The organism is Amycolatopsis sp. 195334CR, from assembly GCF_017309385.1.
GTDB lineage: Bacteria > Actinomycetota > Actinomycetes > Mycobacteriales > Pseudonocardiaceae > Amycolatopsis.
Genome location: NZ_JAFJMJ010000002.1, coordinates 2,710,479 through 2,722,648 on the forward strand (window position 1 = coordinate 2,710,479; position 12,170 = coordinate 2,722,648).

General features: G+C 72.6%; 14 protein-coding genes. 9 read left to right on the plus strand and 5 right to left on the minus strand.

What is annotated here, in order from left to right; all coding sequences use genetic code 11:
- Positions 1-77 precede the first annotated feature (77 nt).
- The 3 genes from JYK18_RS35420 (at position 78) to JYK18_RS47740 (ending at position 2,102) form a co-directional block, all read left to right on the plus strand.
- Positions 78-953 carry an NAD(P)H-binding protein gene (locus JYK18_RS35420; protein WP_206807743.1) on the plus strand — a complete coding sequence of 292 codons (876 nt, stop codon included), beginning with the start codon at positions 78-80 and terminating at the stop codon, positions 951-953.
- Between the two features lie 186 nt (positions 954-1,139).
- A complete protein-coding gene (locus JYK18_RS35425; protein ID WP_206807744.1) occupies positions 1,140-1,697 on the plus strand; it encodes a DUF6801 domain-containing protein in 558 nt (185 codons plus the stop codon).
- 36 nt (positions 1,698-1,733) lie between these two features.
- Positions 1,734-2,102, plus strand: a complete 369-nt coding sequence (locus JYK18_RS47740) for a hypothetical protein (protein ID WP_206807745.1) — start codon at positions 1,734-1,736, stop codon at positions 2,100-2,102.
- A 15-nt stretch (positions 2,103-2,117) separates the two neighbouring features.
- Here JYK18_RS47740 and JYK18_RS35435 read toward each other — a convergent pair whose 3' ends face one another.
- Both JYK18_RS35435 and JYK18_RS35440 read right to left on the minus strand, forming a co-directional pair.
- The gene (locus JYK18_RS35435; protein WP_206807746.1) at positions 2,118-3,098 is read right to left on the minus strand and encodes a hypothetical protein; all 981 of its coding nucleotides are present in this window, start codon (positions 3,096-3,098) and stop codon (positions 2,118-2,120) included.
- Complete coding sequence (locus tag JYK18_RS35440; RefSeq protein ID WP_206807747.1) at positions 3,098-3,997, minus strand: universal stress protein; 900 nt, start codon at positions 3,995-3,997, stop codon at positions 3,098-3,100. Before JYK18_RS35440 ends, JYK18_RS35435 begins: the two co-directional genes overlap by 1 nt.
- Before the next feature lie 122 nt (positions 3,998-4,119).
- Between JYK18_RS35440 and JYK18_RS35445 the strand changes: the two genes are divergently transcribed.
- On the plus strand, positions 4,120-4,866 hold the full coding sequence (locus JYK18_RS35445; RefSeq protein WP_242582410.1) for a helix-turn-helix domain-containing protein: 747 nt from the start codon (positions 4,120-4,122) through the stop codon (positions 4,864-4,866).
- Here JYK18_RS35445 and JYK18_RS35450 read toward each other — a convergent pair.
- The 3 genes from JYK18_RS35450 to JYK18_RS35460 all read right to left on the minus strand — a co-directional run bounded on the left by JYK18_RS35450 (position 4,813) and on the right by JYK18_RS35460 (position 7,016).
- Positions 4,813-5,358, minus strand: a complete 546-nt coding sequence (locus JYK18_RS35450) for a dihydrofolate reductase family protein (protein WP_206808314.1) — start codon at positions 5,356-5,358, stop codon at positions 4,813-4,815. The genes JYK18_RS35445 and JYK18_RS35450 overlap by 54 nt on opposite strands.
- A 77-nt stretch (positions 5,359-5,435) precedes the next feature.
- Positions 5,436-6,485, minus strand: coding sequence for an aldo/keto reductase (locus tag JYK18_RS35455; RefSeq protein ID WP_206807749.1), 1,050 nt, complete (start codon positions 6,483-6,485; stop codon positions 5,436-5,438).
- A gap of 54 nt (positions 6,486-6,539) precedes the next feature.
- A complete protein-coding gene (locus JYK18_RS35460) occupies positions 6,540-7,016 on the minus strand; it encodes a VOC family protein (protein WP_206807750.1) in 477 nt (158 codons plus the stop codon).
- Between the two features lie 110 nt (positions 7,017-7,126).
- On the opposite strand from JYK18_RS35460, the gene JYK18_RS35465 reads away from it, so the two are divergent.
- The 5 genes from JYK18_RS35465 to JYK18_RS35485 all read left to right on the plus strand — a co-directional run bounded on the left by JYK18_RS35465 (position 7,127) and on the right by JYK18_RS35485 (position 12,156).
- A complete protein-coding gene (locus JYK18_RS35465; protein ID WP_206807751.1) occupies positions 7,127-8,107 on the plus strand; it encodes a YafY family protein in 981 nt (326 codons plus the stop codon).
- Between the two features lie 27 nt (positions 8,108-8,134).
- Positions 8,135-9,376: a PQQ-binding-like beta-propeller repeat protein gene (locus JYK18_RS35470; protein ID WP_206807752.1), complete on the plus strand. Its 1,242-nt coding sequence runs from the start codon at positions 8,135-8,137 to the stop codon at positions 9,374-9,376.
- Positions 9,373-10,857, plus strand: a complete 1,485-nt coding sequence (locus JYK18_RS35475; protein WP_206807753.1) for a hypothetical protein — start codon at positions 9,373-9,375, stop codon at positions 10,855-10,857. The genes JYK18_RS35470 and JYK18_RS35475 overlap by 4 nt, the downstream gene beginning before the upstream one ends.
- 185 nt (positions 10,858-11,042) lie before the next feature.
- Positions 11,043-11,387, plus strand: coding sequence for a hypothetical protein (locus tag JYK18_RS35480; protein WP_206807754.1), 345 nt, complete (start codon positions 11,043-11,045; stop codon positions 11,385-11,387).
- A 13-nt stretch (positions 11,388-11,400) separates the two neighbouring features.
- A complete protein-coding gene (locus tag JYK18_RS35485) occupies positions 11,401-12,156 on the plus strand; it encodes an IclR family transcriptional regulator (RefSeq protein ID WP_206807755.1) in 756 nt (251 codons plus the stop codon).
- The last annotated feature ends 14 nt before the right edge of the window (positions 12,157-12,170 follow it).

A 12,170-nucleotide genomic window follows, 5' to 3' on the forward strand; every position in this document is an offset into this window, starting at 1 on the left:
AACCGTCGCTACCCATTTTTTGATAGCGTTGATATTGTGGTCACCCCGTGGCCACAACCCTGGGTACCGTCCGGGACATGACTTCTCTCAACCGGAAGATCGTGGTCACCACCCCCACCGGGCAGGTGGGCTCCCGAGTTGTGCGGCTGCTGCTCCAGGCGGGGGTGCGCCCGACGCTGTTGCTGCGGGACGCGGGCAAGCTCGATCCGGAGACGCGGGCCGGGGTGGAGGTCGCGGAAGGCGACCAGACGAACGCCGACTTCGTCGTCGAGGCGACGCGGGGCGCCGACGCGTTGTTCTGGGTGAGTCCGCCGGGCACCGGCGAGGACCCCGTCGAGGCCTACGCCCGGCTCGGCGCGAACGCGGCGCTCGCCGTGCGGGAGAACGGCATCGCGCACACCGTGTTCCAGAGCAGCATCGGCGCGGAGAAACGGCACGGCGTCGGCGAAATCGACGGGCTGGCGCGCACCGAGGAACTGCTGAACGACACCGCCGGCGCGGTGACCCTCCTGCGGTGCGGTTACTTCTTCAGCAACCTGCTGGCCGACACCGAGTCGCTGCGCGCGGGCGTCCTCCGCACGCCGTGGCCGCTCGACCACGCGATGCCGTGGGTCGACCCGCGTGACATCGGCGAGGTCGCCGCGGCCCGGTTGCTGTCCGCGGACTGGCAGGGCAAGCAGGTCCGGGCCGTGCACGGCCCGGAGGACCTGACCTTCGCGCGGGTCGCCGAAATCCTGGGCGGGGTGCTGGGCCACGAGGTCAAACCGGAGCAGCTCTCCGACGACGAGTTCCGCTCGATGCTGACTTCCGTCGGCCTGCCCGCGGCCCAGGTCGACGGCATCGCCGGGATGTCGATCGGATTGACCGGCGACTTCGTGCCCGAGAACGCGCGCAGCGTTTTCACCACCACGCCGACGACCCTGGCTTCCTGGGCACAGGGGCAATTCGGGTAGTTCCTTGCTCCGGAGACCACAAACGCGTCGGGCATGATGTGCACCGGGGCGCAGGTTTCCTTGTGGTGCCTTGAATCGGGGGTTCGCGCGCTCGTAGCCTGCTCGGTGTCCGCACCGGGCAGGTCTCCCGTGTGGAGGTGCGCAGTGGCTCCCCGATTCCGGCGGCTCTTGGTGGCCGTCACAACCTTGGCCGCGTCACTGGTAGCCACCAGCGCCGAGGCGGCACCGGCGACCCAGCAGTTCCACAGCTCCGATCTCCAGCTCACCTGTGACTTCCCCGCGCTCGGTGCGCAGTACGTGGATGCCGCGGTGAGCTTCGAGGGACCGGCTTCGGTCTCCTCGGGCGACACGGTGCAGTTCTCCGCGCTCGTCGCGCACCTCGTCATCCCCCGCGACGTCGTGCAGGTCTACCAGGGTCTCGTCGCGGGCTTCCGCGCCACCGGCACCCCCACCATCGACGTGCAGGGCGGCTTCCCGAGTCCCATCAGCGTGACCGTGGCTTCGCCCTACCGGCCGCTCCCGATGCCGCCGGATGACCTCGTGCTCACCGCCTACCAGGATCCGGGCACCACGATTCCGGCTGTCACCGCGGGCATGCCGGGCCAGACGATGGCCGCCTCACTCGACGCCTTCGCGGTCACCCTCGACGTAGACTTCGGCCTCGACCTCACCCTGCAGGGCCCGTGCGTGCTCAACGCGAACCAGTACACCTGGTTCTATCCCTCCTTGCCCATCGGCTTTTGACGGAGCCGAGCGGGCCGCCCGCACGTCTTACCGGACATGGTCGAGGAGAAAGCGCCGTCCGGGCGCGGGATCGCGTTGACGCTGTGGTTGTCCGGCTACAGCGTGGCCGTGGTGGTCGTCGAGGTACTGCTGGCCGTGCACGCGGTCGGTGAACTGGATCGCGGCCGGATGCTGCCGGTCGCGGTGGTGCTGGGCATGGTCGCGCTCCTCGGGGAGGCGGCGGCGCTGACCGGCCTGTGGTTCTGGCGGCGGTGGGGTGTGGGCCTGCTGGCCGGCTGCGTGGTGGTTCAGGTGGTGGCCGGGCTGATGGCCGAGGTCAACGGCGGCATCATCGCGGCGCGCATCGTGCTCGCGTGCGCACTGGTGTTCATGCTGATCCCCCGCTGGGAACGCCTCCGCGGCTGACCTGGGCGATGCCGGTCAGGTCAGCCCGGCCATCGGGAAGCGGACTTCGGCCACGGGCCGCCGGGCGGTCAGCGGGCTCGGGTAGCCGTAGCCGACGCGCAGCAGGGTGTGGACCTGACCGGCGTCGTGGAACAGCGCGTCGATGCCGTCGCGGGTTTCCGGCGTTTCGAACGGCTGGGACAGGAACGAGGTCGACAGCCCGAGCGACGTCGCGGTGAGCAGGACCGCCTGCATGACCATGCCACCGTGGAGATCGGCGAGCGCGCCCTGCCCTCCGGACAGCACCGCCACCAGCAGCGGCTGCTGCTCGAAGGACCGCGGCGGGAGCGCCGGATTCGTGTGGGACGCGCGCTGCGGCAGCGCACCGGCCTCTCCGGCGGGCGGTGCGGCCGAGGACAACGGCACACCGTCGGCGCTCCCCTGCGGCCGCCGCGTCCACCGGGCCGACTCCGCCCGGAACGCCTCGTCACTGGCCTGCAGGAACTCCGCGCGCCGGGCCAGCGCGGCCACCGCGTCGTACCGCCCGGACGGCTCCAGGTGCTCCAGCCTGCCGCCCTCGGCCAACGCCGCCGCGTTGAGCGCCGAACGCACCCCGGGCGGCACCGCCCGCTCCAGGAACGGCCGCCGGTTCGTGTGCCGGTGGAAGATCGACTGCGCGAGCTTGCGCTCCTCCAGCGTCGATCGGCGGTGCCCCTCGACGTGGACCTCGGCGAGGAAATCGGGCCTGGCCGGATCGGGCACCAGCCGGACGGCCGCCTCCCGGCCGTTCGACCGCAGCGCGAGCCGCAGGTTGAACAGGGCGGCACCACACGACAGCCGCGCTTGCCTGGCCTCGGGATCGGCGACGGTGAGCACCCGCTCCCGGTCCAGCCACACCGCGACACGATCACCGTCGACACCGAACGACCACGGCTGGGTGTTGTGCGGTGACGGGGCCCGTGTTGCCGCGTTCAGCGCCTGGTCCAGTTCGGTCGGCAACGGCAACGGCCGGTCCATCACCGGCTCCCGGTTTCCGGGCGCACCACGAGCACCGGGCAGTCGGCGTGGTGGGCCAGCGCCTGGCTCGTCGAACCCAGCACCAGCCCGGCGAACCCGCCGCGGCCACGGCTGCCGACCACCACCAGGCAGGCCTTCGCGCTCCAGTCGAGCAGGCGGTGCCGCGGCTTGTCCCGGAGCACGACCTGCTCCACGGTGACGTCGGGGTAGCGCTCCCGCCAGCCCGCGAGCCGCTCGGCGAGCACCCGCTGCTCGGCGTCGTTGACCGGTTCCCAGTCGAACGCGACCCGGCTGCGGCTGAACAGGACCTCGGTGTCGCCGTCGTGCCAGGTGTGCACGGCGACCAGCGGGACCGCCCGCACCGAAGCCGCCGAGAAGGCCTCCGCGATCGCGGCCTCGCTGTTGCTGCTGCCGTCGACGCCGACCACCACCGGACCTTCCAGCTGCTGGCCGGCATCACGGCCGCGCACCACCACGACCGGGCACTCGGCCGCGGCCAGCACCGGGATCGAGGTGGACCCCACGACCAGACCGCTCACCGCGCCCCGCGGCTCCCCCAGCACCAGCAACCGCACCTGGGCCGACATCTCCCGCAACGCGGCCACCGACCCGAGCTCGCTCACGCTGGTCTCGGCGGGCAGGCCCGGCGCCGCCTCGTTCGCCACCTCGGCCGCCGCGGCGACCACGCGCTCGGCCGCTTCCTTCTGCGCGTCGACCCACTCCATCGGCGGGTACACCGGCATCGCGAACGACACGTCGTCGAGCCCGTACGCGCTGACGATCAGCAAGGGCGCGTTCAGCCGGACGGCCTCGGCCGCGGCCCACCGCGTGGCCGCGAGCGCGGACTCCGAACCGTCGACCGCCACCAGCACCGGCCGGTTCCCCGTTGACACGTCCATCGCCTTCCCTCCGCCGCCGGGCCATCGCCCTTCCCACCCTGGTCCCGATGGCGGCGGCCCGCCAGGGACCGGCGTCACCTTCCCGTGGGGACTTTGGTCTCGCGCGACCTACGATGACCGCCATGGGGTTGCGGTTCGAGACACGCGCGTCGGATTCGGCGTGGGTCGACACCGTGTGGACGTGCCGGAGCGAGCAGGTTTCGGCGATGACCTCGGTCGCGAGCGAGACCTGGGGCCTGGTGTTCTGGCGGCAGCAGGGCGAGATGTTCGCCGCCGCGACCGGACCGGAGACCCGGACCGGCACCGCCCCGGTGCCCGAGGACACGAGCTTCGTCGGCATCCAGTTCGCCGTGGGCACCGCGTTGCGCGCGGTCCCGGCGCACTCCGTGGTCGACGGCGGGATCGTGCTGCCCGACGTGACCGGCCGCCGGTTCTGGCTCGACGGCGGCCATTGGGAGCTGCCCGGGGCCGACGACGCCGAGGCGCTGGTGGCCCGGCTCGTCCGCGACGGGGTGGTGCTCCGCGATCCGCTGGTCACCGAGGTCCACCGCGGGTACCGGCCACCGGTCTCCGACCGCACGGTGGAGCGCCGCTTCCGCACGGCGACCGGCCTCACCCGGGGTGCCGTCCGGCAGATCACCCGGGTCCGCTCGGCCGCGGTGCTGCTGGCCTCCGGCGCGTCGGCCGCCGACGTCGTCCTCCGGTGCGGGTACTACGACGAGCCGCACCTCGCCCGCGCGCTGCGGCGGTACGTCGGCCGCACCGCCCAGCAGCTGCGCGACGGCGAGGGCGGTGCGCTCGCCCTCGATCCCGCGTCAGCGCACGACGTCGTAGATCAGCTTGACCACGCCGTTGGCGTAGGCGGCTGAGTCCCGCAGGCGCAGGTTCTGCTTGTCGCGGTCCTCCCGGCTGAAAACGCTCTTGCCCGCCGCCAGCAGCACCGGGAACATCAGCAGGTGGTAGCGGTCGACCAGGTCGGCGTCGGCGAGCCGCCGCGCGAGTTCCGCGCTGCCGTGGATGAAGATCGGGCCGCCGTCGGACTCCTTCAGCTTCGCCACGTCCTCGGCGGACCGCAGGATGGTGGTCTCGCCCCAGCCGCCGACCAGCGCGTCCTCGCCCAGTGTCGTGGAGACGACGTACTTCGGCAGTTCCTTGTACGCCACGTGGTCCTCGGAGTCGGGCCAGACCTGGGCGAAGGCGTCGTAACTGCGGCGGCCGAACATCAGGGCGGTGGTCTCCTCGAGTTCCTCGCCCTTCAGCGAGTAGGCCTCCGGCACGAACTCCGTCTCGAACACCCACCCGCCGCTGCGGTGCCCCTCCACCACGCCACCCGGCGAGTCCACCACGCCGTCCAGCGACATGAATCCCGTGTAGACCAGTTCACGCGTCAAGATGTGCTCCTACGAAACAAGGCGGCGGCGCCGCGGTTGGCCTCACCCTAAATCGGCGCCGCGGGGTGGTCTTGTACAGAACCGACAGCGACACGGCGGTTCACGCGCGCCAGCGAGGGCGGTTCGTACGCGACGTCGACGGGACCGAGGTCCGTTCCTGGCGGGACGATCTCGTCGATGCGGTCGAGCACGTCGTCGCCGAGGACCGTGCCTGCCCCCGCGAGGAGGTCGTCGAGTTGCTCCTCGGTCCGCGGGCCGATGATCGCCGACGTGACCGAGGGGTGCGCGGTGACGAACCCGAGCGCCAGGTGCGGCAGCGACAGGCCCGCCTCTTCGGCGACGGGAACGAGTGCTTCGACGGCATCGAGCTTGCGTTCGTCGGTCATGTGCCGCGGTGCCCAGTGCAGGCGCCCGGCCGACGCGGTTTCCGTGCCGTTCCTGCGCAGCCGCCCGGACAGCAGCCCCATCGCCAGCGGGCTCCACACCAGCACGCCGAGGCCGTAGCGGGCGCAGACCGGCAGGACCTCGCGTTCGATGCCGCGGTTGAGGATCGAGTAGTGCGGCTGCTCGCTGCGGAAGCGCGCCAGCCCCCGCCGCTCGGCCACCCACTGGGCCTCGACGATCTCCGACGGCGGCAGGCTGGAATGACCGATCGCCCGCACCTTGCCCGCGCGGAGCAGATCGGTCAGCGCGCCCAGGGTCTCCTCGACGTCGGTGCCGGGATCGGGGTGGTGCACCTGGTAGAGGTCGAGGTGGTCGACCCCGAGGCGGCGCAGGGAGGCCTCGGCGGCGGTGACGATCCAGCGCCGCGAACTGCCGCGCTGGTTGGGGCCGGGCCCCATCGGGCCGTTGACCTTCGTGGCCAGGACGACGTCGTCGCGACGGCCGCGCAGGGCCTTCCCGACAATCCGCTCGGCAAGGCCTTCGCCGCCGTAGACGTCGGCCGTGTCGATCGTGTTGATGCCGCCGTCGAGCGCCCGGTGCACGATGCGGGCGCACGCGCCGGGATCGGGATTGCCGTACGGCCCGAACATCATCGTGCCCAGGGTGAAGGCGCTGACCTGGATGCCGGTCCGGCCGAGTGGACGGGTGCGCATGGGTTTCTCCTGCGGTGGGGCGGGGTGCGGCCGGGCCACACCCCGCGACGGGCGTCAGGCCTGGGCGTGCTCAACCGCAGTGTCGACAACGTCGACGATCCAGGTGACACCGAAGCGGTCGGCCAGCATGCCGAACGCGGGTGCCCACTGGGCCGGGCCGAACGCCTCGATGACGGTCGCGCCCTCGGCGAGGCGGTCCCACACCGGGCTCACCTCGTCGACGGACTCACCGCGCACGGAGAGGAAGAACGGCTCCTCGGTGATCGTGGTGCCGTTCTCGCGGCGCGTGGTGGGCGCGGCGGGGGTGACCGGCGCGTGCTCGCCGGGCACGTCGTAGGCCATCACCCGGACGCCGTTGTCCGCCACGACCTGGCCGAACACGACGTTGGCCGAGCCGGGCAGCTCGGCGGGCATGCCGAAATCGCCGTAGGTGATCACGGTGAGCTGCCCGCCGAACACCGACTGGTAGAACTCCAGCGCCTCGCGCGCCTGGCCGCGGAAGTTCAGGTGGGGAACAGCGTTGAGCGACATGGTGTCCGGTCCTTCTCAAGGGGGTTCACCGCCGGCGGTTTCCGGCGGTGAGGCCACGATGTCACCGGTACCGGCCAGGGAACGTCCGCTTCTTGTGGCAAGGTGAAACCATGCCGACCGCCTCCTCGACCACGACCTCCAGCCGCCTGCTGTCGCTGCTGTCGATGTTGCAGGCCCGGCGCGACTGGCCGGGTCTGGTGCTGGCCGAACGGCTCGGCGTCAGCGAGCGGACGGTACGCCGGGACGTCGACCGGCTGCGCGAACTCGGCTACCCGATCCACGCGGTCAAGGGCCCCGACGGCGGTTACCGGCTCGAAGCGGGCAGCCAGGTGCCGCCGCTGTTGTTCGACGAGGAGCAGGCGGTCGCGCTCGCGGTGGCGTTGCGGATGGCCGTCGGGACCGGCGCCGGTATCGAGGAGGCGGCCGCCCGCGCACTGGCCACCGTCCGCCAGGTCATGCCGTCGCGGTTGCGCCAGCGCGTCGACGCCCTCGAAATCAGCGCCGCCGAACCGGCCCGTCCCGGCGTCGGCACCGACCTCCTGCTCGCGCTGAGCGCCGCCGTGCGCGCCGGGGAGGAACTGCGGTTCGACTACCGCGCACCGGGACGGCCGGAGGACGACCGGCCCCGGCGGGTGCAGCCCCACCACCTCGTCGCCAGGGGCGGCCGCTGGTACGTCGTCGGCTGGTCGCCCGAGCGCGAGGACTGGCGCACCTACCGCGCCGACCGGATGACGCTGCGGGTGCCGAATGGCCCGCGGTTCGGACCGCGTGAGGTACCGGGCGGGGACGTGGCCGCCTTCCTTTCCGCCCGGTTCAAGGGATCCGACACCGCCGACGCGTGGCCGTGCCGTGGTGAGGTGGTCCTCGACCTGCCCGCCGCCGAGGTCGCCCCGTTCGCGGGCGACGGGATCGTCGAGGAACTCGGCCCGGCCAGGACCAAGCTGACCGCGGGTTCCTGGTCCTGGGCCGGACTCGCCGCGTCGCTGGCACGATACGACTGCGAGATCGAGGTGCTCGGGCCTGCCGCGTTGCGTGACGCGTTCGCCGAGCTGGCGGCTCGTGCCGGGCGTGCCGCGACGCAAGTGGAATGAAAGTGCCCGTGGCTACCGTGCCGCCGCGTGGGGACCTGGAGAGAATCGACGTGGTGGCGCCGCCCGATACCGGTGCTGGCGATCGCCGTCGCCGTGGTGACCGCGCTCGGCCTGCTGGTGGTGGTCTGGCCCGGCCGCGGTGACGCCCCGGCCGCGCTGGAAGCGAAGTGGCGCCTCGGGCCGCTGTCCGAAGTGGATCTCGACACCGCCACCCCGGCGGTGCTGGGCGACGCCGTGGTGCTCGGCGACGACGAGGGCCTGGTCGTCGTCGACCCGGCGACCGGCGCGGTCCGCTGGGATCGCACCCTGAGCAAGAACTGCGGCTTCTCCGTGGCGCCCGACGCGGTGTACCTGAGCCTGCCAGCGGCGAACGGGCCCTGCGACACGCTCACCCGGATCAACGCCGACGGCCAGGAGGCGTGGCGCGTCCGGCTCGGCGACGCGGTGTCCCAGCAGGGGAAACCGGTGGCGCTCGCGGGTCGCGCGGACGGTGTCGTCGTGGTGACCGAGCGGGCCATCGTGGCCTACCCGGTGACCGGTGGCGCTCCGAAGTGGACGCACACGATCCCGGTGAACGCCTGGGGCGACAGCGAATACGGCAACGACTGCCGCTTCACCGACGCGGTGGTCGGGGCGGACGCGATCGCCACCCGGGTCGGCTGCGCGGAACCCGCGTTCGCCGTCAGCCGCGATTCCAGCCTGCTCGAACTGCGCGCCGTCGACGGCGGGGCGGTGCGCCACCGCGGCCCGGTCACCAGCGGCGGCGGGCAGCGGCTCCTGCACGCCTCCGCCACCGGCGTCGTCGTCAACGCCGCGTCCGGGCTGGAGTTCTACGACGCCCAGGCGCGGCTGACCGCGCGGTATCCCCACGACGCCGGGGCCGAGGCGGGCTGGATGTACCTGCAAGCCGCGTTCCCCCGCGACGTGGTGATCACCGGGGACCAACTGGTGATGGTCGGCTCCGGGCGCCGTCCGGTGGCCATCGAGATCTCCACCGGGCGGGAGCGGTGGCGGGCCGACGAAGGTGAGGACTTCGGCTGCGGCGGCGTGGTCTGGGGCGGTGAGCTGCTGGTGTGCGGCGACGACCGGGCGATGTCGGCCTACCACCTCGCCACCGGGGACCTGCGCACCGACCAGGGCATCGAGGTCGATGGGCTGACCGATCCCGAGCGCACGCTGGTCGCCAACTGGCACCGCGTGCTCCGCGTCGGCGACCACCTCGTGGTGCAGGACGGCGAAGACTCGGTGCTCGGGCTGGTGCCGGCGTGAGGCGGCGCGCGATCCTGACCGTGCTCGCGGCGGCGATGGTGCTGACCGCGTGCGGCAGCGAGGAGGAACCGCCGGACGCCCTCGGCGCGCCCAGCCACCCGCCCGTCGTGACCGCGCCGGCGGCACCACCCCGTGACACCGCCGCCGTGCTCTCCGCGCTGAACCGGCTGGATCCCTGCGCGCTGCTGGATCCGGTGGCGGCCGGGATCCCGGGCTTTCCCGCGGACGCCGAACGCGATCGGCGCAGCCCGCACAGCTGTGAGCTCGAGCGAGCGGGCCGCTACGGTTCGCTCACCGCCGTCCTCGGTGCGCCGCTGAACCGGCAGATCCGGTTCCAGTCGGCGACCAGGGTGCTGGACGCCACCGTGGTCTACGTCCAGTCGAGCCCCGACTGCCGCTACCTCGTGCCGGTGGGCCCGAGGCACGCGATCAGCTTCACCGCCGACTTCGCCGGCGGGTGCGCCGAACTGGACAAGCTGGTGCCGATCGCATTGTCCAGAATGGACACCCCAGCCGAGGCCGGACCCGCCTTCGCCGGACGGGATGCCTGCTCCGTCCTCGCCGCCGCGCTCGGCGAGGACGACAACACCCGGCTCGCGCCCGAGCCCGGCGTTTCCGGCCTGGACTCCTGCGACGCGACGAGCACCCAGGCCACCGCTTCCAGTCTGCGGCTGCGTTACGCCGGGGACCCGGCTCGCCGCTACGACGACCGGCCGACGTCCCAGCTGAACGAGCGCACGGTCTACCGCGACGACGACTGCGAACTGGTGTGGAGCCAGGGCCCGTCCGGTCTGCCCGGCGAGTCCCAGGCGTTCGCCACGGTCGAAGCGAGGACCACCTGCGACCGGCTCGACCCGCTCGCCACCGAGGTGATGCGGGTGCTGGGAGCACCGCCCGCCGCGGTGCCACCGGTGTCGCCGCTGCGCTACCCACCGGGCGAAACCGGCCTGCCGGACACCAGTCCCTGCGCCGACGTCACGCCGGAACAACCCTGCCGCCCGTCCGCGCACCAGCCCTACGCCCCGCACGACCCGGCCGCGCTGGCGTCCACGGCGGCCGCGGATCCCGGTGTCCTCTGCGGACTCGCCGAGGAGGCCGTACGGGCGCAGTTCGGGCCCGAACTGCGCCCGGTGGTCTCCACCGTCGGCAACGCACCGAGGGCCGAAGGCTGCCTCTTCGTCGAACCCAGCCTCCGGCGGCAGGTCACGGTCGCGGTCACCGTCGAATCCCCGTCCACAACGGACGGTCAGCCGGTGACCATCGCCGGACGGCCCGGCTGGGCCAGGGTCACCCCGGCGGACGACCGCCACACCCGGCTGGTCACCCTCACCGAGAACGAGAACACCGTGCAACGCCTGGAGATCGGCCTGCGCTTCAACCACGAACGCGGCAGCACGCCGGACCCGGACCAGCCGATCGGCACCCCGGGCCTGGAGAAGCTCGACGCACTGGCCGGCGACATCGCGTCCCGCGCCTTCTGACGCTCAGAGCTGGTTCAGGCCGCCGTCGACGTACAGGCTCGCCCCAGAGATGAAGCGTCCACTCCAAGCCCAGCTGAATAGGGCGTTATACATCCCCCTCCGGACGATCGACAGCGACCAGGCGCCGCTCCGCGAGGAAGAAGCCGCCTTTGCGCATCTCCCCCACGACGCGCGAAACTGAACCCGTGCCCGAGCTGACCCACGCCCTGACGCGGCCCGTCGTGTGGCAGCGCACCGACGCCGGTGTGTTCGTCCACGCGGCACAGGTCGACGGGCGGTGGTGGGTGCTGCGGCTCAACAGCTTCCCCGACCACCCGCTGTACACGTTCTTCGTGGACGGCACGGTGGTCGGCGACGTGCAGGACCTCCGGACCAGGGCACCGGGCTGGGACCTCGACACCCGTCCTCCCCTGTCCCCCGCGCACCGCGACGAGGTGCTGGCCCTGATGCGCGGGCTCGGGCCGTACGGCAGTGAGCTCGGCAAGCCCTGCGACGGGGACTGGTGCTGCTCGCGGCGCACCGGCGAGTGAGGACGGTGGACCGATGCCGGGAGGCAGGCGGCCGGGGCCGACGGGGGCCGTGGTCGGACGCGCGTTCCAGGTGCTGGGGGCGTTCAGCGCACAGCGGCCGGCGCTGCCGCTGAGCGAGATCGCCCGCCGCGCCGGGATGCCACTGTCCACTGTGCACAGGTTGCTGGGCGAACTGGCCGCGTGGGGCGCCGTCGAACGCGGTGAGGACGGGCTGTTCCGGGTCGGCCTGCGGCTGTGGGAACTCGGTGCGCTGGCGCCTCGCGGGCAGGGGCTGCGGGAACGGGCGCTGCCCTTTCTCGAAGACCTCTCCCAGATCACCAAGGAGAACGTGCAGCTCGCCGTCCGCGAGGGCACCGAGGTGGTGTTCATCGAGCGCATCGCCGGGTCCGGCGCGGTGCCGGTGCTGACCAGGGTCGGCGGGCGCTTCGCGCTGACCGCCACCGGCGTCGGCCTGGTCCTGCTCGCCCACGCCCCGGCCGAGGTGCAGGAGGAGGTGCTCGGCGGCCCGATCGAGCGCTACACCCGCAAGACCGTCACCGATCCGGCCGAGGTGCGCCGGATGCTCGCCGACGTCCGCACCAGCGGGTTCGCCATCAGCGACCGGCAGGTCACCATGGACGCCCTTTCCGTCGCCGCGCCGATCGACGACGGCGGCGGGCAGGTCGTCGCGGCGGTGTCCCTCGTCGTCCACCACGGCAGCACCCAGCCGCACGCGCTCACCCCGTTGGTCCGCACCAGCGCCCGCGCGATCTCGCGGGCCCTGCGCTGAGCGGGCCCGGAAAG

Bases quoted from the DNA above. Each gene is read 5' to 3' on its own strand.
- JYK18_RS35485 (WP_206807755.1), top strand. From the start codon at position 11,401: ATGCCGGGAGGCAGGCGGCCGGGGCCGACGGGGGCCGTGGTCGGACGC.
- JYK18_RS35450 (WP_206808314.1), bottom strand. From the start codon at position 5,358: ATGTCGCTGGACGGCGTGGTGGACTCGCCGGGTGGCGTGGTGGAGGGG.
- JYK18_RS35465 (WP_206807751.1), top strand. From the start codon at position 7,127: ATGCCGACCGCCTCCTCGACCACGACCTCCAGCCGCCTGCTGTCGCTG.
- JYK18_RS35445 (WP_242582410.1), top strand. From the start codon at position 4,120: ATGGGGTTGCGGTTCGAGACACGCGCGTCGGATTCGGCGTGGGTCGAC.
- JYK18_RS35460 (WP_206807750.1), bottom strand. From the start codon at position 7,016: ATGTCGCTCAACGCTGTTCCCCACCTGAACTTCCGCGGCCAGGCGCGC.
- JYK18_RS47740 (WP_206807745.1), top strand. From the start codon at position 1,734: ATGGTCGAGGAGAAAGCGCCGTCCGGGCGCGGGATCGCGTTGACGCTG.
- JYK18_RS35420 (WP_206807743.1), top strand. From the start codon at position 78: ATGACTTCTCTCAACCGGAAGATCGTGGTCACCACCCCCACCGGGCAG.
- JYK18_RS35435 (WP_206807746.1), bottom strand. From the start codon at position 3,098: ATGGACCGGCCGTTGCCGTTGCCGACCGAACTGGACCAGGCGCTGAAC.
- JYK18_RS35455 (WP_206807749.1), bottom strand. From the start codon at position 6,485: ATGCGCACCCGTCCACTCGGCCGGACCGGCATCCAGGTCAGCGCCTTC.
- JYK18_RS35440 (WP_206807747.1), bottom strand. From the start codon at position 3,997: ATGGACGTGTCAACGGGGAACCGGCCGGTGCTGGTGGCGGTCGACGGT.